This is a genomic window from Actinoplanes philippinensis (assembly GCF_900113015.1).
GTDB classification, from domain to species: Bacteria; Actinomycetota; Actinomycetes; order Mycobacteriales; family Micromonosporaceae; genus Actinoplanes; species Actinoplanes philippinensis.
Genome location: NZ_FONV01000035.1, coordinates 14,246 through 40,199 on the forward strand (window position 1 = coordinate 14,246; position 25,954 = coordinate 40,199).

The 25,954-nt window shown below is 71.5% G+C and carries 20 protein-coding genes; 13 read left to right on the forward strand and 7 right to left on the reverse strand.

The annotated features are described in order from the left end of the window. Window positions 1-63: 63 nt before the first annotated feature. Window positions 64-1,152, forward strand: a complete 1,089-nt coding sequence (locus tag BM290_RS45515; RefSeq protein ID WP_093622253.1) for a hypothetical protein — start codon at window positions 64-66, stop codon at window positions 1,150-1,152. Further along, on the forward strand, window positions 1,149-2,672 hold the full coding sequence (locus BM290_RS45520) for a hypothetical protein (RefSeq protein WP_239143938.1): 1,524 nt from the start codon (window positions 1,149-1,151) through the stop codon (window positions 2,670-2,672). Before BM290_RS45515 ends, BM290_RS45520 begins: the two co-directional genes overlap by 4 nt. On the opposite strand, the gene BM290_RS45525 is transcribed toward BM290_RS45520, so the two are convergent. The 4 genes from BM290_RS45525 to BM290_RS45540 form a co-directional block, all read right to left on the reverse strand. Beyond that, on the reverse strand, window positions 2,565-4,343 hold the full coding sequence (locus BM290_RS45525; RefSeq protein ID WP_239143939.1) for a GAF domain-containing SpoIIE family protein phosphatase: 1,779 nt from the start codon (window positions 4,341-4,343) through the stop codon (window positions 2,565-2,567). The two genes, BM290_RS45520 and BM290_RS45525, sit on opposite strands and share 108 nt — an antisense overlap. A 726-nt stretch (window positions 4,344-5,069) precedes the next feature. Then, window positions 5,070-5,918, reverse strand: coding sequence for a bifunctional DNA primase/polymerase (locus BM290_RS45530; protein WP_093622255.1), 849 nt, complete (start codon window positions 5,916-5,918; stop codon window positions 5,070-5,072). 19 nt (window positions 5,919-5,937) lie between these two features. After that, the gene (locus BM290_RS45535) at window positions 5,938-6,942 is read right to left on the reverse strand and encodes a beta family protein (protein ID WP_093622256.1); all 1,005 of its coding nucleotides are present in this window, start codon (window positions 6,940-6,942) and stop codon (window positions 5,938-5,940) included. Window positions 6,943-6,957: 15 nt separating this feature from the next. Beyond that, entirely contained in the window at window positions 6,958-8,262 is a 1,305-nt protein-coding gene (locus BM290_RS45540) for an AAA family ATPase (protein WP_093622257.1), read from the reverse strand. Between the two features lie 159 nt (window positions 8,263-8,421). On the opposite strand from BM290_RS45540, the gene BM290_RS45545 reads away from it, so the two are divergent. The 3 genes from BM290_RS45545 to BM290_RS45555 all read left to right on the forward strand — a co-directional run bounded on the left by BM290_RS45545 (window position 8,422) and on the right by BM290_RS45555 (window position 10,813). Beyond that, complete coding sequence (locus tag BM290_RS45545; protein WP_093622258.1) at window positions 8,422-8,928, forward strand: YbaB/EbfC family nucleoid-associated protein; 507 nt, start codon at window positions 8,422-8,424, stop codon at window positions 8,926-8,928. A gap of 40 nt (window positions 8,929-8,968) precedes the next feature. Beyond that, a complete protein-coding gene (locus BM290_RS45550) occupies window positions 8,969-9,424 on the forward strand; it encodes a hypothetical protein (protein WP_093622259.1) in 456 nt (151 codons plus the stop codon). A gap of 720 nt (window positions 9,425-10,144) precedes the next feature. Continuing rightward, window positions 10,145-10,813: a hypothetical protein gene (locus BM290_RS45555; RefSeq protein WP_093622260.1), complete on the forward strand. Its 669-nt coding sequence runs from the start codon at window positions 10,145-10,147 to the stop codon at window positions 10,811-10,813. A gap of 558 nt (window positions 10,814-11,371) precedes the next feature. Here BM290_RS45555 and BM290_RS45560 read toward each other — a convergent pair. Beyond that, window positions 11,372-12,247 (reverse strand): hypothetical protein, encoded by an 876-nt coding sequence (locus BM290_RS45560; protein ID WP_093622261.1) that lies wholly within the window; start codon window positions 12,245-12,247, stop codon window positions 11,372-11,374. A gap of 109 nt (window positions 12,248-12,356) precedes the next feature. Here BM290_RS45560 and BM290_RS45565 point away from each other — a divergent pair, with 109 nt between their 5' ends. The 5 genes from BM290_RS45565 (at window position 12,357) to BM290_RS45585 (ending at window position 20,913) form a co-directional block, all read left to right on the forward strand. Beyond that, window positions 12,357-16,625 (forward strand): AAA domain-containing protein, encoded by a 4,269-nt coding sequence (locus tag BM290_RS45565; RefSeq protein ID WP_093622262.1) that lies wholly within the window; start codon window positions 12,357-12,359, stop codon window positions 16,623-16,625. A 338-nt stretch (window positions 16,626-16,963) separates the two neighbouring features. Then, window positions 16,964-18,637, forward strand: coding sequence for an EAL domain-containing protein (locus BM290_RS45570; RefSeq protein ID WP_093622263.1), 1,674 nt, complete (start codon window positions 16,964-16,966; stop codon window positions 18,635-18,637). A 41-nt stretch (window positions 18,638-18,678) separates the two neighbouring features. Continuing rightward, complete coding sequence (locus BM290_RS45575; protein WP_093622264.1) at window positions 18,679-19,068, forward strand: cupin domain-containing protein; 390 nt, start codon at window positions 18,679-18,681, stop codon at window positions 19,066-19,068. 197 nt (window positions 19,069-19,265) lie between these two features. Next, window positions 19,266-19,745, forward strand: coding sequence for a MarR family winged helix-turn-helix transcriptional regulator (locus tag BM290_RS45580; RefSeq protein ID WP_093622265.1), 480 nt, complete (start codon window positions 19,266-19,268; stop codon window positions 19,743-19,745). A gap of 82 nt (window positions 19,746-19,827) precedes the next feature. Continuing rightward, a complete protein-coding gene (locus BM290_RS45585; RefSeq protein WP_093622266.1) occupies window positions 19,828-20,913 on the forward strand; it encodes an S-(hydroxymethyl)mycothiol dehydrogenase in 1,086 nt (361 codons plus the stop codon). On the opposite strand, the gene BM290_RS45590 is transcribed toward BM290_RS45585, so the two are convergent. Both BM290_RS45590 and BM290_RS45595 read right to left on the reverse strand, forming a co-directional pair. Continuing rightward, complete coding sequence (locus BM290_RS45590; protein ID WP_093622267.1) at window positions 20,903-22,291, reverse strand: MGH1-like glycoside hydrolase domain-containing protein; 1,389 nt, start codon at window positions 22,289-22,291, stop codon at window positions 20,903-20,905. The two genes, BM290_RS45585 and BM290_RS45590, sit on opposite strands and share 11 nt — an antisense overlap. Before the next feature lie 130 nt (window positions 22,292-22,421). Beyond that, on the reverse strand, window positions 22,422-23,489 hold the full coding sequence (locus tag BM290_RS45595; protein ID WP_093622268.1) for a DNA polymerase ligase N-terminal domain-containing protein: 1,068 nt from the start codon (window positions 23,487-23,489) through the stop codon (window positions 22,422-22,424). Window positions 23,490-23,592: 103 nt separating this feature from the next. Between BM290_RS45595 and BM290_RS48955 the strand changes: the two genes are divergently transcribed. The 3 genes from BM290_RS48955 to BM290_RS45605 all read left to right on the forward strand — a co-directional run. After that, window positions 23,593-23,733 carry a hypothetical protein gene (locus BM290_RS48955; RefSeq protein WP_177320180.1) on the forward strand — a complete coding sequence of 47 codons (141 nt, stop codon included), beginning with the start codon at window positions 23,593-23,595 and terminating at the stop codon, window positions 23,731-23,733. A 111-nt stretch (window positions 23,734-23,844) separates the two neighbouring features. Beyond that, window positions 23,845-24,951 (forward strand): FAD-dependent monooxygenase, encoded by a 1,107-nt coding sequence (locus BM290_RS45600; RefSeq protein WP_093622269.1) that lies wholly within the window; start codon window positions 23,845-23,847, stop codon window positions 24,949-24,951. Window positions 24,952-25,063: 112 nt separating this feature from the next. Beyond that, on the forward strand, window positions 25,064-25,954 hold an 891-nt coding region (locus BM290_RS45605), incomplete at its 3' end, for a cbb3-type cytochrome c oxidase subunit I (protein WP_177320181.1).

Here is a 25,954-nt window from a genome sequence, read left to right on the forward strand (position 1 = left end):
ATTTATTCACCTCTCGTGGGTGAATTGCCGCGACCCGGTTGAAGATCTAGAGTCGAATTCCTTATGGAGTCTCGGTTGGACCAGTTGCGCGGCTCCGGGCGGGCCAAGCGCCACAACGCGCGCACCATCGCCGCGCTCACCGGCAATCCCGGCTGCAACCGCCGCGCCGTGCTCGACGCGGCCGGCATCGACAAACAGAGACTCGCCGAGCACATCGGCTTCCCCGGCAGTTTCGGCCAGTCCCGGTTCGCGCTGTCCCGCGGCAACGCCTTCGAGGCCATGCTCAAAGCCGACGACTGCGCCCGGCTCCGCGAGGTCCTCGGCGCCGACGCCGGGCTCGGCTACCAGGACCTCGCCTCCGACACGCTCACCGACCGCCACGAGCAGACCGTCAAGACGCTCGCCGACGCGCAGTCGGCGCTCATCGACCACCCACTGCTCACCCTCGACGTCGCCGGCCAGACCGTCTACCTCGAGCCCGACCTGATCGCCTACGCGCATCACGGCCGCCTCCAGGTCGTCGAGATCAAGTCGTTCGCGATCGTCGACGGGCAGGCCGACAGCGCCAAGGTCTCGGCCGCCGCCGTGCAGGCCGCCGTCTACGTCCTCGCCCTCCGCGACCTGCTGCAACGCCTCGGCCAGGACCCGTCCACGGTCAGCCACGAGGTCGTCCTGGTCTGCCCGGCCGACTTCAGCTTCCACCCTGTCGCCGTCGTCCTCGACGTCCGCAAACAGCTCTCCACCCTGCGGCGCCAGCTGTCCCGGCTCGCCTCGGTCACCGACCTGATCGACGCCCTCCCGGCCGGCCTCAGCTTCGACCTCGCTCTCGACCCCGACGAGCTCGTCACCGCCCTCGCCCACATCGAAGCGCGGTATGCGCCCGAGTGCCTCTCCGCCTGTGAACTCTCCGTCTACTGCCGCAACGAGGCGCTCGGCGGCACGGCGGCGCTCGGCCGGCCGGTCCGGGAGGCGCTCGGCGGCATCTCCTCCGTCGAGGAGGTGCTCGCCCTGGCCGAAGGGCGCCGCGAGCCGGCCCCCGAGCAGGCCGAGGCGGCCGCGATGCTGCAGGCCGCCTTGCGGCTCCGGAACGAGGCGCTCGCTTCCGCTTTCCCCGCGCCTTCCGCGCCGTCCGTTTCCGAAGGCCCTTCTTGAGTACGCTGACCGCGCTCGCACGGGCGCAGGCGGTCGTCGCCGGTCGCGCCCAGCCGATCGCCACCGTGCGGCACCTGCATGTGCACGACCACCCGCTCGTGCTGATCCCGCTGGTCATGGCCGGTGAGGCGAACGCGCCCCTGGCCGCCATGGTCGGCACCGACCCGGCCCGCCCGAGGCTGCTCACCGTCGGCCAGCCGCGCAACCGCGACGAGCGCTTCGCCTTCGCCGCCGACCTCGCCGCGACCCTGGTGCCCTACGTCGACTCGTTCGCCACCGACACCGAGGACGTCGCCGTCGACCGGGGCCGGGACGTGCGCCGGCGGTACGTCGACGCGCCCCAGATCTGGGTGCCCAACCCGGCCGGTGTCGACTTCCTGCGGCTCTTCGGCCGATCCACCCGGTTCCGGAAGACCGACGGCGACAACCCGGTCCCGGCCGCCGTGCCGCTGCTCGGCCGCTGGCTCACCTTCTTCGCCAACACCGCCGAGATGCCCGGCTCGGCACTGCTGGTCAACGCCGTGCAGGCACTCGGGCTCCACTGGGTGACCGGGCAGAGCTCCGCCGAGGACGCCCAGTTCGGCGTGCAGCTCGCCTGGATCGAGGCCGGGGCGGCCGCCGCCCGCGAAGCCGAGAACGGGCCGGTCGCCGGGCCCGCCACCGACCCCGACTTCGACAACCGGGTGCTCGCGCCCCTCATCGAACGCTCCGCGCCGGACCTGCCCCGGGTGCTCCACGACCTGCTCCTGCCCACGTGGGACCGGATGTGGCGTACCCTCGCGCTGCTCCGCCGTCTCCCCGTCGGCGAACGGGTCCGCCTGCGCTGGGACGCCGACCGCGACGCCTTCACCGCCTTCGCGCAGACGCTCGCCGAGGGCGGGCCGCCGCAACCCCGCCGTGACGGGGCGGTCGCCGCTGCCGCCCGCCTGCAGAGGCTGGAGAGCGCCGCCTCCCGGTATGCCGTCCAGCGCGCCTTCGACGACCCGCTGGTCCTGGCCGAATACCGGCTCAGCGGGGCGGCCTTCGCCGGGACCGTCACTCTCGCCAACCCGGACCGGGTCGACGACAGCGGGAAACGGCCCGTCCTGCGGCCCCGGATCATGGTGCACACCGGTGAGCCGGTGCGGGTCGAGCCGGGCGCGTCGCTGACCTCGCCGGCCCGGCCCTCCCAGAAAGCGCGCGTCATCTCGATCAACCCGGCCGGCGACGGCGTGGACGTGCTGCTCGAACTCTCCGGCGGCATGGGGCGGCGCCTGGTCGCCGAGCCGGGCAGTGTTCCGGCCGTCGGGGAGCGGCTGATCCTGACCACGCTCAGTGAGGCCTACCGGCCCGGGGGCGCGCTGCCCGAACCGGCCGAGACGCCCTGGACCCATGGCGGCCCGCCGGTGCCCTTCGCCGACCAGCCGGACCCGTCAGATCAGCCGGACCAGCAAGAGGGCGATGTCGTCGCTGCGGCGCGGGGCGATCTCCAGGAGGCGGGCGCAGAGTTCGTCACCGGAACGGGACGCGTTCTCCCGTAACACCGCCGACAGCCGGGCGATCCCGTCGTCCAGCAGCTGCTCCCGGTCCTCGACCAGGCCGTCGGTGTAGAGGATCAGCGTCGAGCCGGCCGGGACGAACCGGCGGGCCGTCGTGCGCGGCTCATCCCGGGGAGGCAGGCCCAGCAGCGGCTCCGGCGGCACCCACCACACCTGAACCTGGCCGTCCGGCAACAGCAGCAGCGGCGGCGGGTGCCCGGCGTTGGCGAACCCCACCTCGTACCCCGACCAGCACGTACGTACCCGAGCCAGCACCGCCGTCGCCGACGCCGGCACCCGCAACCCGTGCAGCGTCTGATCGAGAGCGGTGAGCAGCGCGCCCGGCTCCTCGTCCCGGCCGTAGGCGTCACCACGGATCAGATTGCGCAGCTGACCCATGGTCGCCGCGGCCTCGATGTCATGACCGGACACGTCCCCGACCGCGACCACCACGCTGCCGTCCGGCTGGGCGAACGCGTCATACCAGTCCCCGCCGACCGCCGCGCCGTCCTGCGCCGGGAGGTAACGGGCGTGCAGCTCGATCCCCGGCAGAACCGGCAGCTCGGTCAGCAGGCTCCGCTGCAGCACCTCGGCGACGTGCCGCTGCTCCCGGTAGAGCCGGCCGTTCTCCACCGCGAGCCCCGCCCGGCGACCCACCTCCGCCGCCGTCCACTCCTCGGCGGCCGAGAACGCGGGCCGATCCGGCCGGTTCACCAGCAGGATCGCGCCCAGCGCCCGCCGCCGCACCGGCGACACCACCGGCACGATCAGCGAAGCCCCGAACCCGGCGCGCGCGGTGATCTCGGCAAGCTCGGCGTCACTGATCCGGCTCCGCATCTCGGCGTCACCGTCCGCGGACCGGACCGGACGGCCCCGCGCCCGCACCGCGAGGATCATCGCCCGCAGGTCGACGTGGGAACCGGCGGCCAGCTCGGCGAGCCGGGCCATGTCGGCCGCCCGCTCCGGATCGCGGTGCGCCGCCGAGACACACGCGGCCCCGCCCGGATCGTCGGCGACCGCCACCACACACCAGTCGGCCAGCGCCGCCGTGACGATGTCACCGAGCCGGCGCATCGCCTCCGCCACATCCATCGTCGCGGCCAGCGACTCGGTCAGCTCGGCCAGCAACTCCAGCTGGTGGTGCGCCGACTCGGCCGCCCGGCGGGCCTCCTCAGCCGCCCCGCGCGCCTCCTCGGCAGCGCCGCGCGCCTCCTCGGCCGCCAGGCGTGTCTCCTCGGCCGCGATCCGGGCGATCCGCAGGCACACCTCCGACGAGCACACCTCGGCCAGCTCGCCGATCAGGGCGATCTCACTCGGCGTCCAGGCGCGCGGCTCCTGGTCGATGGCGCAGAGCGCCCCCACGATCAAGCCGTCCGGGTCGGTGATCGGCGCACCCAGGTAGGCGATCGCGCCGATCTCACCGATCACCGGGTTGTCGCACATCCGAGGGTCGTCCCGCACATCCGGAACCACCTGCATCTCACCGGCGATCACGACGTGCCGGCTGAACGAATGGGTCAGCGGCATCTCCCGGGCCGAGGCCAGCGGCTCCGGCACCCCCATCTGGCCGGCCAGCACCTGCCGGTCCTCGCCCACCAGGCAGACCGCACCCATCGGGGCGTCGATCAGCTTGTGCACCAGCATCGCGACCCGGTTGAACGCGTCATCCGGCACCGGGCCCGAGGTGATTCGGCGCACCGAACGCAGGCGCGGCGCATCAGCGAGCACAGCTGCGCCGGTCAGGCCCCACTGAAGCACCATCGCCCCCCGCGGTCTCGACCGTCAGGCTACCGGCGGCACGTGTACACGCATCGTTTCCGCCGCGACCCGATCATCCGTTTCAACCCGCCCGAAAGGACTACCCACCCCCTGCCCGGGGGCCGTCCCTCCAGTCTCGCCGTTCCCCGGCGACCCGTTCCGCCCCATCCATTCTCCCCGGCGGTTCCGCCCAGCCCCACCTCCCGAGCGAACCCATTTCCCCGCCGCCGCGCCCGTCACGGCTGCCACCACACCACGATGGCCGGCCGCGCCCGGAGCGGATCAGTCTCGCTCGTAGCGGTCCGGATCAGTGCCGGCTGATCGTCAGGGCTGTCGCCAGGTGCTTTCTCAGGGCGGGTCGCCGGGCGCTTTCTCAGGGCGGGTCGCCGGGCGCTTTCTCAGGGCGGGTCGCCGGGCGCTTTCTCAGGGCGGTCGCCAGGTGCTTTCTCAGGGCTGTCGCCGGGCGCTGATGACTGCCCTGACGACGAGCCGGGGCGGGACCTGCCCCGCGCTCGGCCGGTCGTGGTGGGGATCCGGCGGTGATGGGGCAGCAGCCCGGCGGTCGCGCTGGGGCCCTGCGCCGGGATCACCTCGCGGGGACAGCCACGGGGCGCTGCGTAGGTCGTACCGAATCGGTGATTCTCAGGCCGCGCTCGACGGTCGGTGAGTGAACGGCTGACGCCGGCCCGCGGTGAGGCCCGACCGGATCGTGCGACGGGTCTCCGCCCGGCCCAGGCCGGCATGGCGCGCCGCGGCGGTCAGCGCCCATCGGACCTCGGCCTCGTCGAGCAGACCCGCGCCGACGAGGCGGCCGAGCGCGAAAGCGGCCCGGTTCAGGGTGTCGTTGCGGGTGCCGGGAGCGGCGTCGGCGACCCGGCCGGTCTCGGCGTCCAGCGCCGCCTCCGCGTAGCGGCCGGGATGGGCCGGGAACGGCCGGCGGGCCGGCTCGGGTGGCGGGCCCGCGATCAGCGCCACCAGCGGCGCCGGACCGGGCGGCAGAGCCACCGCGGGCCGCTGGATCCAGCGGTAGTCGCCCCCGCTCGCGTGCCGTGACGGCGGCGCCAGGACATAGCCGCCCGAACCACGCCAATCCAGGCCGGGCAGCAGGCGGACCCGGTTGCCGAAGCCGGTCGGGCGGAACCAGAGGTGCCGCCCACCCGAACCGGTCCGCACCTGTGGACCGGGCGGGATGTCGCCGCCGAGCAGATGGCGCAGCCCGTGCCAGCCCTCCGCCGAGTCGACGTCGGCCACATCCATCACCACACCGGTCCGCAGGCCGACGTTGGCGCGTGGCCAGAACGTCCACCACAGGCGGATCTGAGACGGATCGGTCGACGCCTCGGACAGGCCGTGTCGCAGCCGGGGATGTTTGCCGGAACGCTCGCATCGGGCCCCTCTGTCGCAGGAACAGGCGCCGGTCAGGTCAGGTGTGTGCACCGGCAGGACGGGGACCCCGTGCCGGGCATACGCCAGGGCAGCCGTGAGCGACATTAGAACAACCGTACGACAATCAGCCTCCCCTCGGCAGGGTGTGCAGCACGTGAGCGATGTGGTGGGAGGTGCCCCACGCGATCCAGCTGGCCGAGCTGCCGGCGCCCCGCGCTGTCCGGGCACGTCTCGCGATCTCGGCGTCGCCCCACGAGAACCGGGCGCCGATCGACGGCCACTGCGGCGAGGACACCAGCGTGCGGCAGAGATCGTGGCATCGGTCGTCGCTACGGCCGCCGCGCCGGGCCCAGCGGTAGATCCACCACTCCGTCGCCGTCGTGTACCGCAAGGTCGGCAGCTGCCGATGGTGCTGAACCCCGCGGCGCCGCACCGGGGACGTGACGCCGTAGTCGGCGTAGCCCAGATCCGGGTCGCCGAGGCGTTCCCAGACCCTTGCGTCGAGCCGGCCCAGCGCCACCGGCCGGTCGGTCGGCAGATCGTCGAGATTCGGCGGCATCGCGCCGGACGCCACGCTCACCGAGCGCCAGGGCGTGTCGCGGGCCCAGCGCAGCACCCGGCGTGCCCTGTCCTCCACCGCTGTGGCGTGCGCCAGGCAGGCGGTCTCGGCCAGGTCGATGAGCAGGTCGATCTCACCCGGGTCGAGGGTGGCGGCCCGCAGCATCCGCTCGATGACGGCGTCCGCCTCGGCCGGGTTGACGGCATCCTCGTGCGGCCGCAGGCGGAGCACGGCGCCCCGCTGATGCAGCCGGGCGGCGCGGCCGTGGCCGGCCAGCCGCAGACTGCTCTCGTGTGGCCGGAGCACCGGGATCATCGCGAGGCCGAGGCCGCTCAGGCGCTCCGCCAGCATCTCCGGCCCGGCGGTCTGCTCGGGCACCTCTCCGAAGTCGACGGCCAGCGCCCGCACGCGTGGTCGTAGCTCGCGGACCAGCGGAAGGACGACACCGTCCGGCTCCAGCTCGACGATGGGGACGATCCGCTCGGACTCCTCCGCCGACAGGTGTGCCAGGGCTGTGAACTCGCCCCGACGCGGTCGCAGGATCGGGTGGTAGACCCGGTCGCGCTTCATTCACCAACCGTACCGTCACGGACGGTATAGATGGGCAAGCATCGATTGATTGGCCTCCCACCCGTCGGGGAACTTCACGGGAACATTCAGGTGCACCGGCTCGGTCGACGGGTGCGCGTCGAGCAGCTCGGCGATGCCCGCCCGGGCCACCACGACGCACGCATGCCGATGCCGGGAGGTCAGCACGCAGAGGCGGCCCGACTCCAGGTGGAAGGCGGTCGCGTCACGCCGGCCGGAGAGCGGGTGCAGCACCACCGTCAAGTCGTACTCCCGGCCCTGCAGGCGATTCGCGGTGTCCACAGTGACCCCCGCCGCCTCCTCCGGCAACAGCGAACGGATCACCGCGACCTGGTCGCGGTGGGCGGCCCCGACGGCGATCCGCTCCGGTGTCAACCGGCCGGTGCCGGACTCCGAGGACGCGATGCCCTCCCTGGTCAGCGCCCGTGCGGCGAGCGTCGCGCAGGCGGCGGCGGCTTCCGCATCGGTACGCACGGTGAAGCGCTCCGCCAGCTCGTGCAACCCCCAGCCGGTCGCCGCGGCCGCATCGAGCGCCTCGTCGAACGCGTCCCGCCCCGGCTGCTCGAAAGCGAGCGTGCGATCACCCGGCCCGGTCCCCGAACGGAACCCGGTGAACGGGTAGAACGCCTGCGCCACCACCGGAGCCGCGGACGCCGGCAGCCGCCACGACACCGGCAGCCGATGCACCGGCAGCTCCGGATTGTGCCGCAGCAGCACCGCCACCGCGCTCTGCATCGGATCCCAGGACAGGCCGATCCACCGCTCCACCTCCACCGTCGAGAACGGATCCAGCTGGCCCGGGTCGCCGACGAACAGGGCGCGCGCAAACCTCGGCGCGACGCGCAACAGAGCATCGGAGCGCATCTGGTACGCCTCGTCGACGATCGCCCACGGCCAGGTGCCCTCGGTGACCGTGGCCCACTTGGCCGCCGTGCCGATCGTCACCGGTGGTGAACCCAGATCCGCCACCTTCGCCGCGACCCGGCACCCCGGTTGCGCCCTGACCCGTGGTGTCGGCTCGTAGTCGACCGCCGACAACCGGCCCACCCGCAGCTCCGGCGAACGTGCCCCGAGCCGCTCGATCAGGTCGTCCACCTGCTCATTGGTCTGCGCCACGATCATCAGCGGCTCACCGGTGGCGGCCAGCTCCCCGGCTGCGCGCACCACGAGCGTCGACTTGCCGGCGCCCGGTGGCGAATCGACCACCACGCCGCGATGATCACCTTCGGTGAGATCGCGGAGGACCGCGGAGATGACGGCCGCGGCCTCCTCGGCCGGGCTGACGAGCGTGTTCGAACCCATTCCGGCACGGTAGCGCCCACCCCTGACAAAACGCGGGACGGCCGGTGGGTCCGGCGCCTTCGGGACGTACGCAGCGTAGTTATCCACAGGCCTTTCCCGCGGGTTCGTCAATCTCGCTACCGTCTGCCGCGAAGTCATCACGATGGATGAGGAGGCGGCATGTTCGACGGGCGGAGCCTCGGCGACGACCAGCGCTTGATCGACGAGTGGCGGGACGTTATCGAGAAGCGTGCGGCCCAGAGCCGGGAGCTGGAGGCGCGGCTGGCACAGCTCTCGGGGACCGCGCGAAGTCCCGACGGACTGGTCGCCGTCACCGTCGGTCCGGCGGGCGACCTCGCGGCGCTCGAGCTCGGCGAGGGCATCCGGCGGCGGGCCGCGGCCGTCACCGCGCGGGAGATCGTGTCGACGTTGCGGGCGGCGCACGTCGCTCTGGTCGCTGCGGTCACGGTCGTGGCCGACGAGACGGTCGGGGCGGGCACGGCCACCGGGCGGGCGATCATTTCGGCGTATGTGGAAGGGCTCGGCCCGCCTGCCGGTTCCTCCGGCGCCCCGGGCGGCGGCGCCTCGCTCGGTGCTCGTGGCACGGCGGCCGTTCCGAGCGCGTCGGCTCCGCGGGATTCGGCTGCCGTCGAGCAATCGCGCGACAGCAGGTCGGGCCGTGATTGAGCAGTCGATCTTTCTGGAAACGAACGGGGAGGAGCGGACCTTGTCCACTCAGGAGCATGTCTACTTTCATGCGGAGCACAGCGTGGCCGAGTTCGCCGCGGTGATCGGGCCCGCCGTCGGGATGGCGGTGATCCGGGGCGGGCGCGGGGAGACCTTTCTGTCGCGGCCGTTGCCGGATGGTGGCGCGGTCGGTGGTGAGCTGCGCGCCAACGAACTGGCCGACCCGGCGGAGCCGTCGTTTCTCGACGTGTTCCCGCTGGTGCTCGACCTGGGCATCACCATCGGTGACCGGGGCCGGCAGCTGGCCGAGGCGCGTGCGCTCTTCACCGAATTGGCCCGGGTGTCACCGGTGCCGGTGGCGTTGGTGCGCGGTTACGACTACCTCCTGGCCGCCGCGGGCGCCGGTGACAGGCTCGTCTGGTTCCCGGAGAACGTCACTCCGTATGCCGAGGATCGCGAGATGTGGCTGCCATTTCAACCGGTGACGCAGAGCTGATTGGCGGACCGCCAAATAGCGTGGCCGGAATCGATCCGTACGATTTTGACGGCTGCTGGAAATCTACCGCGCGGTAGGTTTGGGCTCCATTGACACGGTTAGAGGCAGATGAAAGCCGCGAAAGACGTGAAGTGTCCACAAGCGAAGGTTCCGACAAGTCCGACTGGGTGTGAAGAATTGATCATGTGTGGGAGAGCGTTTACCCGCTCACCTCGATGTCTCCGATGACGATCTGACGGGTATCTGACACTTGACGACTGACCCTTGCGGGTCATGAGTGATCAACTCGGTTCGCGACGTCGTTCACGTGAAAAGGGACGCTCGTACTGTAATTCATTTCAGCTCTCTCATGGCCGATCGGCCGCCCGGCAACTTGATCACTGAGACACGGGCCCGCTGGTCGGGCTGCACTTGATCACGGCATGTGAAGCATTGTTTGCGTTCTCGTCACCGCTCGGAAATATCTCTCCGCTTGAATATCGAGTACCGGTGAATAGCGAAACAGGCCTGCAACTTGCGCCTGTGTGCCGCCGCGCAAGTTGCATGTTTTGCGTCTCGCCGCCCCGCCGCTCCATCGTTGTGGCCAAGCGCTGATCGACATGTTCGATTTCATTCACGTTTGTTGTTGTGATCTCGTTCTTCCCTCTTCCAGTCGATCAATGAAAGTGCAACTCTTCTAGCCAGCAGTGACGTCGGCATCACGGACGGTGGTGGTGGGGAATGCGTCCAGACGTTCTCGTCGGTCCCAGTGATTGGCTGATCGAGCAGTTCGGCGACAAGGTCGCAGACGAACTGTGGACCCGGGTGCCGGAGGCGTTGAGCACGGCGATCGATCGTGAGGTCCACGCTCATCCAGCCATGACCCAGACCATGGAGCGTGTGCTGGCGAACCCTCGGTGGCCTCTTCCCTACGAGGAGCTCGTCCTCTTCCTGGGGACCCTGCCGGGCGCGGAGATCATCAGTGTGCCGCGCTCGGTCTATCAGCTGGTTCTGATCAACGGTCATGTGGTGGTGCCCTGGTGTTACGGCCAGTCCGCCCGGATCTCGATGCGCGATGCCGAGGTGGGCCGTTCGTTCGGTCGTCTCGCTCGCGAGTTGCTGCGCAGGTTCGGGCCGCCCTGGCGCCGTTCACCGGTCGAGGCGCCGCTGCCTCTGGACGCGGTGGACGAGCGGGAGGTCGCCAAGATCTGCGCGGCCATCGCCCGGATCGCGCCGCAGCCGGAGGTCGTCATCGCCGGGTATGCGGGGGCGCCCAACCTGGGCCTGCTCCGCGCCTGCCTCGGCGAGATCAAATCCACCGACAACGGCACGCTGAGCTGGAGTCACCTCGACGACCTGCCGTTGCCGCCGCCGGTGATCCCGCGTCCGCGGCGTATGCAGTTCCCCTGACCGTCCCCGGGTCCGGCCACCGCCGGCCCGCTCCGACCCTGCACAGCGGAAGGCGGGCCAGCCGCCAGCCCGCCCGACGCGAACCGGACCGGCCATTCGGCCGGTCCGGTTCAACGTGTGCCGCACCCCGATGCCCGCGCACGCGCCGGCCGGCCGTGAGAGCTGCCCGAAGGCATCGCGGACAGCCGGTATCCGGCTGGTCGAGGAAGTTGCTTACGGGTGGTGCTGGCAGCTATCAGGCCGGCCGGTTGGTCGAAGGATCTGTTGCAGTCGGTGTAGGCGGCACTCCGGGCTGGTTGGTTGTGGGGCAGGCAGCCCGGCGGGCGGCTGGCTTCCGGTTGGTTGTGGGAGCCGCGTAACGGTGGGCGCGCAGCACTCGGGGCGAATTGGTGCGGGAGCCGGGCAGGAGGCAGGGGGTGGACCAGCGCCTAGGGGCGGAGGGAAGGCGGCGTCCGGGGCGGAGGGAGGCGGCGTCCGGGGGGCGGAGGAAGGCGGCGTCTGAAGGTGGAGGGAAGGCGGCGTCCGGGGGTGGAGGGAGACGGCGCCTGAAGGTGGCGGTCAGGCGGCGGGTGTCAGGTAAGCCGTGGAGAAGGGCTCGCGCCGGGCTCGCATGTCGGCGTAAGCGGTTACCAGCAGTGATGGGGTGACGATGCCGACGGCCGCGCCCGCGACCCCGCTGCTGAGTGCCGACACCAGCGCCCCCGCCGAGCCGCCGATCACCGCTTCGAGGATGCCGCCGGCGATGGCGAAGGCGATGATGCCGGCCAGGCCGAGCCCGGCCATGGTGGCGACGCGGGAGATGGAGGTGCCCAGGTCGGCGTGGAAGAGGGTGAAGGTGCGCCCGATGCCGGCGCCCGGTTCCAGGGTGACGACCACCGGCAGCACCATCAGCGCGGCGCCGACGTAGATGATCGGCAGGAAGCAGGCCAGGGCCGCGCCGACGTAGACGAAAGCGGCGAGGAAGCTCCAGCCGATGACGGCGGGCGCCCGGCGGATCCCGGCGCGGAACGCGGCCGCGATGCTGACCGGACGGCCGGTGGCGGCGAGGATGACCAGCTGGATGCTGACGGCCACGGCGGCCGCGGAGATGAGGCTGGCGACGATGCTGAGCGCGCTCATCTCCAGCGCCGCCCGGAGATACCGGCCCATGTCAGGCAGCCGGCCGGGAGTGATGCGCAGCGCGGCGGCCTCCTCGGTGAGCCGCAGGGCGGCCGGCACGGTGAGGAGGCTGGTGGGTACGGCGGCGAGCGCCTGAACGGCGAGCACCTGTGGCCAGGTGCGCCGGATCAGCGCGAATCCTCGCCGCCACCAGCCCTCGTAGTCCGGGCTGACCAGCGGATCGGCCGGTGTCGCGTAGTACGCCGGCGGGAGCGCCGGTGGTTGCCCGGGCCAGTAGTGCCCGTTCCCGTCCCGCTCCGTCCAACCCTCATTCACGTGCTTCCCCAGAACCGTCGTAGCAAGATCAGCGGCGACACCTTAGCGGTTCCGGAAGCCCACGCGCCGCCCCGGAACATGGGGCGCACACAGGCCCTACACTCCGGAGATGGCCGACCAGCGGGAATCGCCCACGACGATTCGTGATCGGGCCGTGGCGGTCGCCGACTACCTGCTCGCGGTCCGGGCCCAGATGGAGCGTCCGTCCCGGACCGTGCCGTCCGACGCGCACTGGCTGCACTCGCTTCCCCAGCATGACGACTGCCGGATCGGCCCGGGCGCCGACGACTCGTCGTGGCTGCGGGTGGGCCGCCCGGAGCTGCCCGGCCCGGCGCCGGTGCCGGCCGCGTTGCGCCGCCGGCTGCGCGAGGAGGTCACGGCCGGTGCGGAGCCGCGGCTGGAGGAGCCGGGCGACGACTTCGAGACCTGGCGGGACGAGGTGTGGCGGCCGTGGTCGCTGGCCACGGCCGCGGCTGAGCAGACCCGTGAGCTGCACCGGCGGCTCTTCGACCGGATGCACCAGCTGGACATGGCGGCGGCCACCACCGAGCTGGTCTGGGGCCACGGCGTCCTGGAGACGGTGATCGACGGCACGCGGGTCCGCTATCCGCTGGTGGCGACGCCGGTGCTGATCGAGTATGACGCGGACCGCGCCCTGATCACGGTCTCCCCGGCCGGTCCGTCCCGCCTGCAGACGGAGGCACTCGCCGGTCTCGACGACCGTCATCTGGCGCAGCTGTCGGCGCTGACCGGCCCGGGTGGCGCGATCGAGGTGGATCTGTGGAACGACACGGATCGCCGGGAGCTGTTCGAGCGGGCGCTGACCCGGCTGGGCTTCGACCGGACGGTGGTGGGCGCTGACGAGAGCCGGACGGTGGTGGGCGCTGACAAGAGCCGGACGGTGGTGGGCGCTGACGAGAGCCGGACGATGGTGGGCTCCGCCGGCGAGAAGCCGTCGGCGGAGGCTTTCGTCCGTGATGTCGCGGTGCTTTTCGCCCGCCCGCGTCAACGGCAGCTCCGCGGCTTCCTGGAGAACATGCGGGACCGCCTGACCAGCGGCGGCGGGGTCGGCGCGCTGGCGGCGGTGGTGGCGCACGAGCCGAGCCGTCTGCTGATGCCGGACGACACCCCGGAGTCCTGGGAGCGGGTGGGGGAGCGGCTGCTCATGCCGTTGCCGACGAACGAGGCGCAGGAGTCGATCGCCCGCCGTCTGGCGCATCACCGCAACGTGGCCGTGCAGGGCCCGCCGGGGACCGGCAAGACGCACACCATCCGCAACCTGATCTGTCATCTGATGGCGAACGGCAAGCGTGTCCTGGTAGTGGCGCAGAAGGAGGAGCCGCTGCGGGTGCTGCGCGACGGACTGCCCGAGGAGGTGCGGGCACTGTGTCTCGCGGTGCTCGGCCGGACCACGGACCAGTTGGTGCAGCTGCAGCTGGCGGCGCGGGAGCTGTCCGACCGGGCGGCGACGCTCGACCGGGCCGCCGAGGAGCGCCGGGTGAACCGGTTGACCGCCAACCTGGAGGAGGCGGAGCGGGAGCTGGCCGCGGCGATGGCGGGACTGCGCCTGATCGCCGAGAGCGAGGCTCAGACGTACCAGATAGGTGGTGTCGCTCTTCTCCCCGCGGAGGTCGGCGGCTGGCTGCGGGAGCGGGCGGCGGCGCACGGTGGCATTCCGGATCCGATCTCGGGTCCGCCGCCGTTGACCATCGAGGAGTTCGCCACGCTGCTGAAACTGGCCGCCCGGCTGTCGCCGGAGGATCGGGCGGCGGCGATGCGTCCGTTGCCGGAGATCTCCGACCTTCCGGACGCCGCGGCCGCGGCGTCCGAGCGGGAGCGGATGGCCCGGACCGAGGCGAGCCTGTCGCGGTTGGCGGACGAGGGCGTCGACATGGCGGCGGTACGCGCGGAGGGCCGCTCCGGCATGACCGATCTGCTCACCGAGGTCCGTGAGGCGGTGGCGTGGCTGCGGCGGCGCGAGGGCACCTGGACCGATCGGCTCGGCCGGCTGCTCGACGACGCGCACTGGCGCACGCTCTGGAACGACCAGGTGGTCGCCACCGAGAACCTGTTCGCCGAGCTGGCGGCGCTGACCCGGGAGGTGTCCGGGCACCGGATCACCATGCCGGAGGCGATCCTGGCCGAGCCGAAACTGCTGTTCACCCGTTTGACCGAGATTCGTCAGCGGTTCGAGGCGGGTCGCGGCCTGAACCGGATCCTCCAGCCCGGGCTGTACCGGCTGGCCGACGAGGTCCGGGTGGACGGCGAGCCGTTGCGCACGGTCGCCGACGTCGATCTGGCGCAGCGGGCGGTCCGGCGTGGACAGGCCCGTCAGCGGCTGGGCGAGGCGTGGTTCGAGTGGGTGCAGCGGCTGTCGATCCCGGAGCCGGACGGCGGCTGGGGTGACCCGGAGATCTGGGCCGGCACCCTGCTCTCCGACGCGAAGCAGTCGCTCGACTTCGATCTGAACCGGTGGCCGCCGCTGGCCCGGCGGATCGGGGTGCTCATGCCGCAGCGGGAGCTGTCGGTGGACGCGGCGCGGCTGGCCGGGGTGGCCGAGGTGCTGGAGACGCTGGCCGAGGTCTTCGGCATGGAGCGGACGGTGGCCGGTGACCGGGCGGTCGCCGAGCGGGTGGCGCCGTGGCCGCACCTGGCCGAGGCGTGGAAGACCCTGGACGGGTGGGACGACGCGATCGCCGAGGTGCGCAGGCTGGTGCTGTTGCAGCCGGACGTGATGCGGTTCGACGCCGCGTACCGCCGCTTGGCGGTGGCCGCGCCGGAGTGGGCCGCGCAGATCGGTGGCGGCGAGCATCCGGTGGTCTCCGGCCAGGCGTGCCTGGAGGCGTGGGAGTGGCGGCGGGCGCAGACCTGGTTCGACGGGGTGGTCGGCGAGGTCGACCCGGCGGTGCTGGCCCGGCGGGTGGAGCGGGCCCGTGACCGGATCCGGCGGCTGACCAGCGAACTCGTGGTGGCGTCGGCGTGGCTGGAGGTGTCCCGCGCGCTCGACGACCGGCGGCGGGCCGCGCTGGCCGACTGGACCACGGCGCTGCGCAAGATCGGCAAGGGGACCGGGCGGAGCGCGGCGACCTGGCAGGCCCACGCGCAGCGGGCGATGGAGTCGGCGGTCAGCGCGGTGCCGGTCTGGGTCATGTCGGTGGACCGGGCGATCGAGCAGTTCGCCGGTGGCGCCCGGTTCGACGTGGTGATCGTCGACGAGGCGTCGCAGGCCGACCTGTTCGCGCTGCCGGTGCTGTCGCTGGCCGAGCGGGCCGTGGTGGTCGGCGACGACCAGCAGATCGGCCCGCAGCTGGGGTTCGTCGGCTCGGTCGAGGGGCTGATCAAGCGGCATCTGACCGGGGTGCCGTCGGCCGAGCACTTCGACCCCGAGTCGTCGCTCTATGACCACGCGGTACGCCGTTCGCCGGAGCGGATCCTGCTGACCGAGCACTTCCGCAGCGTGCCGCAGATCATCGAGTTCTCGTCACGGCACTACTACGACGGCAAGATCCGGCCGTTGCGGGCGGACCGGCCCGCGCTGCCCCCGATCCAGACCGTGCACTGCGCGGAGGGGGTGCGGCAGCCGATCGCCGGGTACGGCGACGTGAACCTGGAGGAGGCCGCCGCGCTGGTCGAGCGGGTCACGAAGATCGTCGCGGACCCGCGCTACGACGGCAGGACACTCGGCGTGATCAGTCTGTTGAGCAGCAGCGGGCAGGCGAACTACCTGTTGGAGCAGTTGCACGAGGCGATCGGTGAGGACGAGATCCAGGCGCGGCGGCTGCGGGTCGGTGACGCGTACACGTTCCAGGGCGACGAGCGGGACGTGGTGCTCGTGTCGATGGTGGTGTCCGAGAAGGATCCGCGGATCGCGGCGTTCACCAAGCGCGACTACCACCGGCGGATCAACGTGGCGGCGTCCCGGGCCCGCGACCAGTTGTGGATCTTCCATTCGGTCCGGCCGGGCGCTCTCCTCGCCGACGATGCCCGGGGACGGCTTCTGGCGTACGCCATCGATCTGCCCTCGGAGGCCGCGGCGGCCGACCCCTCCGCGCACTGCGAGACCGATTTCGAGCGTGAGGTCTTGAAGTTGCTGGTGGGTCGCGGTTTCCGGCCGATTCCGCAGTTCCGGATCGGGGCCTACCGGATCGACTTCGTGCTGAACGCGCCGGACGGGCGGCGGCTCGCGATCGAGTGCGACGGCGACGCCTATCAGGGCCCGGATCAGTGGGAGAGCGACATGCGCCGGCAGGCGGTGCTCGAGCGGGTCGGCAACTGTGTGTTCGTGCGGATCAGGGGCAGCGTCTTCGCCCGGGAGCCGGAGGTGGCGATGCGCCCGGTCTGGCAGCGCATCAGTGAGTTGGAGATCACTCCGGTCTAGCAGTCACGCGGTGTGCCCTGATGACTGCGATGGGTGCATGTGGACGGTGCCGAACGGGTAGGGGAATGCGGATGGTCCCGTACCAAATACTCTTAGTGACTGTCTGTCATGGAGAAGCGAGGCTATTTCGACGTAAATGTAGGGGAACGAGGTCATCCATTCGGTTGTTTCGCTACTCTGGATGGGCGATAATTCCCTGCTCCTGGCCTTGCTTGCGGATTCGGTAAAAGTTTGACGCCTAAGTCCACTGTTACTACGGCCCGGTGACAGGGCGTAATAGGTGAGGGGTCCTGGGTGACAGGGGGAGCGGCCGTGCGCAAGGGGGGAGGTGGCGGCATATGACGGTGCCCGAAGAACGGGAGCGCTGGACCGCCACGTCGTCGCCCGCGCTCCCGGAGCCACGGCAGCCAGCCGACGAGCGGGCGGCCTGGTTCACGTACACCGCCGCCGGTGATCAGATCGTCTGGTCGCCCGCGTTCGCCGCGATGGTCGGCCGCGTCCCGGCCGAGAAGGGCAAGACCCGGCAGATTCTGGCCCGGCACGTGCACCGCGACGATCACGCCAAGGCGCTCGGCGCCATCACCGAGGCCTGGACCAGCCAGGCCACCGTGCACACCACCGTCCGGCTGATGCGCGCCGACGGCGGCTGGTTCGACATCGACTGCACCCTGGAGCCGATGGCCGGTCCGGACGGGGCGGTCCGCGGCATCCGCGGCACCGTCCGCGACGTCTCGGCCCGCGAGCGGGCCCGCCGCGAGTCGGCCCGGCTGACCCGGCGTGGTGAGACCGTCCAGGCCTCCCTGGTCGAGCCGGATCCGGCGACCGGCCTGCTGATCCGCGCCCGGTTCGCCGACGAGGTCGACCGCGCGCTGCGCAACGCGGGCGGCGCCCTGCTGGTGGTCCGGGTCCAGGCCGGGGACACCGCCGAGGGGGTACGCCCGGACCACAGCGCCGAGCTGCTGCACCGTGCCGCCCGGCTGGCCGAGGAGCGGGCCCGCCCGGAGCATCTGATCGGCCGGGTCGGGCCGAACGAGATCGGTGTGCTCTTCGCCCGGACCACCTGGCGTGCCGCCCGCGAGCAGGCCCGTGACCTGATCGCGGCGCTCAGCGAGCACTCCCACTGCTGGGGCGGCCTGGTCCGGTTCGAGCGCGACGCCGAGGCCGGCAGCCACGGCCTGCTGATCGACGCCGAGCAGGCGTGGCGGCAGTCCCGGGAGGCGGAGCGGGCGATCACGCTGGTCGCCCATCCGGTTCCGGTGCGGGACCGGCAGGGCTCCTACCGCAGCCGGGTGGCCGACGCGCTCGGCACCGACCGGTTCACCCTCTACTCGCAGCCGATCCTGGAGCTGCAGACCAACCGGGTGACCCGGCACGAGCTGCTGCTGCGGGTGCTCGACGAGGCCGACGGCCCGCAGTCGCCGATCCAGGTGCTGGACGCGGCCGAGCGGCTCGACGCGATCTTCGACATCGACCTGTGGGTGGTGGAGCGGGCCATGCGCCTCGCCGCCGAGCAGCCCGGTCTCTGCCTGCAGGTCAACCTCTCCGGCCGGTCGGTGGGTGATCCGCGGCTCACCAACGAGGTGGAGAAGCTGCTGGAGCGTTACCGGGTCGACCCGGCGCAGCTGACCTTCGAGATCACCGAGACGGCGCTGATCGGCAACCTCAGCGAGGCTCGCCGCTTCGCCGACCGGGTCCGCGACCTGGGCTGCGGGCTGGCGCTCGACGACTTCGGATCCGGCTACGCGTCGTTCCGCTACCTGCGGCTCTTCCCGATCGACCTGGTCAAGATCGATGGGGAGTACGTGGTGGACCTCGTCGACAACCCCCAGGATCAGGTTCTGGTCCGGGCTCTGGTGCAGGTCTGCCAGGCGTACGGCATCCACACCGTCGCCGAGTTCGTGCAGGACGAGGCCACCCTGCGGATGCTGCGCGAGCTGGGTGTCGACTACGTCCAGGGCTATCTGATCGGCCGCCCGTCGCCGGTCGTGCCGGGCCGGTTGCGCAAGTCCTGACGGCCGGTTGCGCGAGTCCGGACCTGGGTAACGACGAGGGCATGGAGCACTTCACGATTGCCACCGTCGCCGAGCAGAGCCCCGACTTCCGCCGCGTGCTCTGGACCGGAAAGCACACCCAGCTCGTCATCATGACCGTTCCGCCGGGCGGCGAGATCGGCGAGGAGGTCCACGAGGTGGACCAGATCCTCACCTTCGTCAGCGGTGTCGGCAAGGCCGTGATCAGCGGCGAGACCCGCAAGGTCGCCCAGGGCGATCTGGTGGTCGTGCCGGCCGGCCGCAAGCACAACTTCCTCAACGAGGGGCCGAACCCGCTGGTCCTCTACACCGTCTACGGCCCGCCGGAGCACGCCGACGGCGCGGTGCACAAGACCAAGGAAGAGGCCGACGCTCTCGAGGAGGCGGGCAAGGACGAACCGCCCGCCGAGTGATAGTCACGACGCCGGAACCGGCCGAGGCCCCCCAGCCAGCCGGTTCCGGCGCCGTGTTCAGGGGTTAAAGTCCCAAGACAGCCTACCCGCCAACGTTCACGGAAGTCGATCGAATCGATGGGCCATCCGTAACGCCTTGGCTGGATCTCACCTGTCCGGTCACCACCGTAACGGGCGATCGCCACTAACCTGCCAGGATGGATGAGCCCCGCTGGTTGACCGATGAGCAGCAGCACGCCTGGCGGCAGGTGGTGGAGGTGCTCGTCCGGGTCCCGGCCGCGCTGGAGGCGCAACTGCAGCGCGACTCCGGTCTGACCCACATGGGCTATCTCGTTCTGATGACCCTCTCCGAGCGTCCCGACCGGCGCCTGGCCATGAGCAAGCTGGCCCGACGGGCCAGCGCGTCGCTCTCCCGGCTCTCCCACGTGGTCGCTCGCCTGGAGGAGAAGGGGTGGGTGCGCCGGGAACGGGACGCCGAGGACGGCCGGGTCCAGATCGCCGTGCTCACCGACGCCGGCTGGGACAAGGTGACCGAGTCGGCGCCCGGCCACGCCGAGGCGGTGCAGCAGCTCATCTTCGACCGGCTGACCACCGCGCAGGTCCGGCAGTTGACCCGGGTCGCCGAGGCGCTGCTGGAGACACCGCTGGAGGTGCGGCCTCGTCCGGCCGCTCAGTGAGATCGTTTCCCGTCCCGTTTCCCGGCCGGATCTGCAAGGCTGTCCTGATCGGACCGGTCATTGGCGAGAGGTGCGTGTTCGGATGAGCCAGCGGGTGCGGGGCGTGATCGCCCGGGAGAAGGGCAAACCGGTCGAGGTGACCACCATCGTGGTCCCCGACCCAGGACCGGGCGAGGCGGTCGTCAAGGTGCAGGCCTGCGGGGTCTGCCACACCGACCTGCACTATCGCGAGGGCGGGATCAACGACGAGTTCCCGTTCCTGCTCGGCCACGAGGCGGCCGGGGTGGTCGAGTCGGTCGGCGACGGAGTGACCGACGTGGCGCCCGGCGACTTCGTGGTGCTCAACTGGCGGGCCGTCTGCGGCAACTGCCGGGCCTGCAACAAGGGCAAGCCGTGGTATTGCTTCGCGACCCACAACGCCAAGCAGCGGATGACCCTGGAGGACGGCACCGAGCTGTCCCCGGCGCTGGGCATCGGCGCGTTCGTGGAGAAGACGCTGGTGCACGCTGGCCAGTGCACCAAGGTCGACCCGTCGGCCCGGGCGGCCGCTGTCGGCCTGCTCGGCTGCGGCGTGATGGCCGGCCTCGGCGCGGCCATCAACACCGGCGGCGTGACCCGCGGCGACTCGGTCGCGGTGATCGGCTGCGGCGGTGTCGGCGACGGTGCGGTGGCGGGTGCGGCGCTGGCCGGCGCGACCACGATCATCGCGATCGACACCGACGACCGGAAACTCGAGTGGGCCCGCGGGTTCGGGGCGACCCACACGATCAACGCGCGCGAGACCGACGTGGTCAAGGCGGTGCAGGACCTCACCGGTGGGTTCGGCGCCGACGTGGTGGTCGAGGCGGTCGGCCGCCCGGAGACGTACCGGCAGGCCTTCTACGCCCGTGACCTGGCCGGCACGGTCGTGCTGGTCGGTGTGCCCACCCCGGAGATGACCATCGAGCTGCCGCTGCTCGACGTCTTCGGCCGTGGCGGGGCGCTCAAGTCCAGCTGGTACGGCGACTGCCTGCCCAGCCGTGACTTCCCGATGCTCGTCGAGCTGTACAAGCAGGGCCGGCTCGACCTCGACGCGTTCGTCACCGAGGAGATCGCGCTGGACGAGGTCGAGCAGGCTTTCGGCAAGATGCACACCGGCGACGTGCTGCGCTCGGTGGTCATCTTCTGACCCCCTGGGACCGGGCGTAGGCCGGCGCCGACCGGTCGGCCAGCAGATCCAGACAGAGGGCGGCGGTCCAGCCGAACGCCGGTGAGCCGAGGCCGCCGCCGTCCTCGGGATGGAAGTACTCGTAGTGCCCGTTGCGGTGCACCAGCCGGACCAGCGCCTGCCGCAGCCGCTCCGCGTCGTCGCGCCGGCCGTGCACCAGCAGACCCCGGCGCAGCAGCCAGTTCACGTTCACCCAGATCGGGCCGCGCCAGTAGCGGCGGTCGTCGAAGGCCGGCCCGGTCCGGTCGTAGCTCGGCGCGGGCAGCCCGAACCGGGGCGACCCCGCCGCCTCGGCCAGCGCGTCGGCGCGGGCCCGATCGAGATCCGGGAGCATCAGCGGGAGCAGGCCGCTGACGCTGCGTGCTGGGGTGCGGCGGCCCGACCGTACATCCAGAGCATGAAAGAAGTCCGTCTCCGGGTCCCAGAGCCGATCCGAGATGGCGGCGGTGATGCCCCGCGCGTGCTCCCGGTGCCGTCGCGCCGCGGACGGGCGGCCCAGCACCCCGGCGATCTGCGCCAGAGCCAGCTCGGCGGTGGCCAGGACGGCGTTGAAACCGGGGCACTCGACGACGAACGGATGCCGCTCGGCCAGCGCGGTGTCCGAGTAACCGCCGTCCCGGTAGTTCTCCACCAGCCCCAGATAGCGGGCGTAGTCGGTGTCGGTGGGCCGGTGTGTGACATCAGAGACGTCCAGGTCACGGCGGTGGTAGGTGTCCAGCAGCCGCAGGTCGGCCGGGACCGCGGCGAGCGCGTCGTCCCAGGCCGGGCTGTTGTCCAGGCCCGACTCCCACGGATGCACGATCGAGGCCAGGCCGCCGCCACCCGCGTCCCGCCGGTCGCCGAGGAACTCCTGCTGGGCCACCAGCCGCGGATAGAGCCAGCCCAGCTCGACACGGGCCTGCTGGACGGCGTCCGCCCCGTGCGCGGAGGCGTGCCGGTAGACCTCCCAGGCGGCGAGCGCGTGCATCGGCGGCTGGACCAGCCCGGTGCTGCCCCGCGCCGGCCGGCCGTTGTAGGCGGGCACGTTCCAGAACCGCGGCCCGGGGAAATAGGCGTCCTCCGGGATCTGCGGGTCGAAGACGATGTGCGGCACCCGGCCGTCCGGCCATTGCGCCTCGAACAGGCTTCGCAGGTCACGCCAGGCGCGGGCCGGGTTCACATAGGCCAGGCCGATCGCGGTGAACGCGGAGTCCCAGCTCCACTGGTGCGGATAGAGCGTCCGCGACGGGACGGTATGGCGGCCGGTCCAGTTCGCGTCGAGCACCCCGGCGGCCGAGCGCCACAGCTCGGCGCACATCTCCGCGACGTCGGGCGCGGTCGGGGACGGGACGGGGTGCATGCTGGCGACGCGCCTTTCCACTGGGCCGCCCGGAGCCATCGGCCGGCAGGCCGCCGGCGCCAGGAAAACGGGCGCACGCATTCTGGCGTCGCCGGCCGGCGCCCCGCGGACCGGGGTGCCGGTTTTCTCGTCAGACCTTCACACTCCGCCAGAGGCGGCTGGCACGCCCCGGTAGATAGGGGGAGTCCAGGCGTTTCGCGACGACCCCGGGCAGTCCCTGCGCGCGGGCGGCCTCGCACGCGAACTCGCCGCCACCGGTGAAGAACGGCGGCGTCTGCCAGTGCGGGCCGGACAGCGCCAGCCCCTCCAGCAGTTCGCGGCGCTCGGCGTAGCGAACAAGCTCCATCGTGGAGTGACCCTCCAGCCACAGCAGGTCATACACCAGGAACTGCACCGGGGTCCGCTCGGCCGCGCGTTTCGCCGCGGCGGCGTCCTTCGGCGCATCGCGCCGGGCCAGCAGGCCCGGATCCGGACGGGCGCCGGCGAAGGCGACGATCTCACCGTCGAGCACGGCCTCGATCGGCGCGAGCGCCGGCCCGATCGGCCGAACCTCCGGAAACCACCGGGTCACATCGGTCCCGGAGCGATCGGTGAGACGCAGTCTGCCCCCGGAGATGTACGCGAGGACGCGGCGCCCGCCCCACGCCATCTCGTAGCCCCAGTCGACGTCGTCGGACGGAAGCCCCGCGAACGGGGTCGCCAGCATCGGCGCCACCTCCACCGGCATCGGCTCCCAGCCCGGCTCGGACGGATCCATCCGCCGCACCATCCAGTCCCGGTCGCCGGTCTGGAAGAACACATACCGCCCGTTGGTGCGCTCACCGTGGAAGGTCACGCCGATCTCGTCGGCACGCCACTTGTCGGCCTCGTAGGTGCCCCGGTCGAAGATCGTCATGGTGCCCCCGCCGTACTCCCCGGCGGGGATCTCACCGGCGAACGCCAGATACTCCAAGGGGTGGTCCTCGGTGTGCTTGGCCAGATGGTTGCGGGCCTGGTCACGCGGCAGCCCGCGGGGCACGGCGAAGGACACGAGCACGCCGTCGCGCTCCAGCCGCACATCCCAGTGCAGGCTGCGCGCGTGGTGCTGCTGGATGACGAACCTCTTCGTCCCGGTGGCCGGCGGGCTGCTCGCCGGCACCGGCTCGGGGGTGCGCCGGGCGTCGCGCTTGCGCCGGTACTCGTCGAGGCGGTCGGTCATGACCCGATTGTCTGCCCGGGGTACGACAGAAATACACCGGTGTAACTAGCGGCGGCACGGTTCGTCAGCCGAAAGTGTCCTACCCCGATGGTTGGCTGTCGTCATGAATCGCTCGCCGCGTTCCCGCTTCTACGCCCGCCGCCGGGCCGTCGCCCTCGCCCGCGCCGACCGGGCCTTCGCGGCCGTGACGACCGAGGTCACCGTCCCACCACAGGAGACGGTCCGCATCGGTTGCACAACCTGAGATTCCGCCCTAATCGGACCTCCCCCTGATCGCGGGTGTTCCCCCGCGACGGTTGCGGGGGGTAGTGTTCTGGCTCCCACGCGTATCCATCGACAAGAAAGCGTTGGTGTGATGAGCTTGCGCATCCTCGTGGTGGGCGCCGGCATCGCCGGCCTGGCTGCGGCCCGAGGGCTGCGCGTCGCCGGCTTCCGGCCCGACGTGGTGGAGGCGCTGCCCGCCACCGTGGTGCCCGGCGCCGGCATCTATCTTCCCGGCAACGCGACACGTGCTTTGCGGCTGCTCGGCCTCGACGTCCCGCTGCGCCCGCTCGGCGACCTGATCTTCCGGCAGGCGTTCCTCGACACTCGCGGCCGCGACCTGTTCGAGATGGATGTGGCCGGCCTCTGGTCCGGTGTCGGCGAGTCCCGCGCCCTGTCCCGGGCCGACCTCCAGCAGGTCCTGCTCACCGGGGTCGGCGGCGAGGTGCGCTTCGAGACCGAGGTGCGCGACGTGCAGATCGTCGACGGTGCCGCCAAGGTCGAGTTCGGCACCGGCGCGGTCACCGAGTATGACCTGGTCATCGGCGCCGATGGGCGGCGCTCGCTGATCCGCGACAAGGTCGGCCTCGGCGGCCCGGCCGCACCGACCGGGCAGATCGTCTATCGCTCCGTCGTCACCGGCGGCCCGCCGCTCACCGACTGGACCGCGATGCTGGGCCGTCGCTCCGCCTTCGTCGCGATGCCGATGGGCGGCCGCCGGCTGTACTGCTACGCCGACGAGACCGCGCCCGACTCGCCGAACCCGGAGGATCCGAAAGAGCGGCTGCGCGAGCTCTTCGGCTCGTGGGGCGGCCCGGTCCCGGCGATCCTCGACAAGATCGAGAAAGTGCAGGTCGCGCGGACCGACGAGGTGCTCCTGCCGACCTGGTCCAAGGGTCCGGTCGTGCTGGTCGGCGACGCGGCGCACGCCACAGCGCCGACGCTCGCCCAGGGTGCGGCGATGTCCTTCGAGGACGGATGGGTGCTCGGGCAGGAGCTGCGCGACGCCTCCGGCGACATCCCGGCGGCACTGCGAGCCTACGAGGACCGCCGGCGGCCGCGGTGCGCCGAGGTGCGCGAGCGGACCCGCGAGCGCGACCGGGCCCGCGATGTCCCGCCGTCGTTGCGCGACCCCATGCTGCGCCGTCGCGGGGCCCGCATCTTCACCGATCACTATCGGGCGCTGGTGTCGCCGGTCTGACGTTTGGTCACCCCGCGAAGGCCGAACGACCACGGGGGACTATTCTGCCACCGAGGTACGCCCGATCATCGGGGAAACCCGAGAGGGACGAACGAGACAACGGAGGCAATTCGTGACGACCGTTGCGCCGTCGCCGATCGCGAGCCGACCATACCCGGTGCGGCGGCAGGTCAAGGGTTCGGCGTTTGCTCGGATCCTGCGCACGACGGACGCGAAGCAGATCGGGATCATGTACATGATCACGGCCTTCGTGTTCTTCCTGCTGGGTGGCCTGATGGCTCTCCTGATGCGCGCCGAGCTGGCCCGGCCGGGCATGCAGCTGCTCTCACCCGAGCAGTACAACCAGTTGTTCACCATGCACGGCACGATCATGCTGCTGTTCTTCGCGACACCGATCGTGTTCGCGTTCGGCAACTACGTGGTGCCGATCCAGATCGGCGCGCCCGACGTGTCGTTCCCGCGGCTCAATGCGTTCGCCTACTGGCTCTACCTGTTCGGTGGTCTGATCACCATCGGTGGGTTCCTGACGCCGGGTGGCGCCGCCGACTTCGGCTGGTTCGCCTACACGCCGCTGAGCAACTCGCTGCACTCGCCGGGCGTCGGCGGGAACATGTGGGTGGTCGGCCTGGCGATCTCCGGTCTCGGCACGATCCTCGGCTCGGTCAACCTGATCACCACGATCCTGACCCTGCGGGCCCCGGGCATGACCATGTTCCGGATGCCGATCATGACGTGGAACATGCTGGTCACCGCGCTGCTCGCGGTCATGGTCTTCCCGTTCCTGGCGGCCGCGCTCTTCGCTCTCGCCGCCGACCGCGTCCTCGGCGCCCACGTCTTCGACGTGGCGACCGGCGGCCCGATGCTGTGGCAGCACCTCTTCTGGTTCTTCGGCCACCCCGAGGTGTACATCATCGCGCTGCCGTTCTTCGGCATCATCACCGAGGTCATCCCGGTCTTCAGCCGCAAGCCGGTCTTCGGCTACAAGGGCCTGGTCGCCGCGACC

Bases quoted from the DNA above. Each gene is read 5' to 3' on its own strand.
- BM290_RS45515 (WP_093622253.1), top strand. From the start codon at position 64: ATGGAGTCTCGGTTGGACCAGTTGCGCGGCTCCGGGCGGGCCAAGCGC.
- BM290_RS45530 (WP_093622255.1), bottom strand. From the start codon at position 5,918: ATGTCGCTCACGGCTGCCCTGGCGTATGCCCGGCACGGGGTCCCCGTC.
- BM290_RS45535 (WP_093622256.1), bottom strand. From the start codon at position 6,942: ATGAAGCGCGACCGGGTCTACCACCCGATCCTGCGACCGCGTCGGGGC.
- BM290_RS45540 (WP_093622257.1), bottom strand. From the start codon at position 8,262: ATGGGTTCGAACACGCTCGTCAGCCCGGCCGAGGAGGCCGCGGCCGTC.
- BM290_RS45545 (WP_093622258.1), top strand. From the start codon at position 8,422: ATGTTCGACGGGCGGAGCCTCGGCGACGACCAGCGCTTGATCGACGAG.
- BM290_RS45555 (WP_093622260.1), top strand. From the start codon at position 10,145: ATGCGTCCAGACGTTCTCGTCGGTCCCAGTGATTGGCTGATCGAGCAG.
- BM290_RS45565 (WP_093622262.1), top strand. From the start codon at position 12,357: ATGGCCGACCAGCGGGAATCGCCCACGACGATTCGTGATCGGGCCGTG.
- BM290_RS45570 (WP_093622263.1), top strand. From the start codon at position 16,964: ATGACGGTGCCCGAAGAACGGGAGCGCTGGACCGCCACGTCGTCGCCC.
- BM290_RS45575 (WP_093622264.1), top strand. From the start codon at position 18,679: ATGGAGCACTTCACGATTGCCACCGTCGCCGAGCAGAGCCCCGACTTC.
- BM290_RS45580 (WP_093622265.1), top strand. From the start codon at position 19,266: ATGGATGAGCCCCGCTGGTTGACCGATGAGCAGCAGCACGCCTGGCGG.
- BM290_RS45585 (WP_093622266.1), top strand. From the start codon at position 19,828: ATGAGCCAGCGGGTGCGGGGCGTGATCGCCCGGGAGAAGGGCAAACCG.
- BM290_RS45590 (WP_093622267.1), bottom strand. From the start codon at position 22,291: ATGCACCCCGTCCCGTCCCCGACCGCGCCCGACGTCGCGGAGATGTGC.
- BM290_RS45595 (WP_093622268.1), bottom strand. From the start codon at position 23,489: ATGACCGACCGCCTCGACGAGTACCGGCGCAAGCGCGACGCCCGGCGC.
- BM290_RS48955 (WP_177320180.1), top strand. From the start codon at position 23,593: ATGAATCGCTCGCCGCGTTCCCGCTTCTACGCCCGCCGCCGGGCCGTC.
- BM290_RS45600 (WP_093622269.1), top strand. From the start codon at position 23,845: ATGAGCTTGCGCATCCTCGTGGTGGGCGCCGGCATCGCCGGCCTGGCT.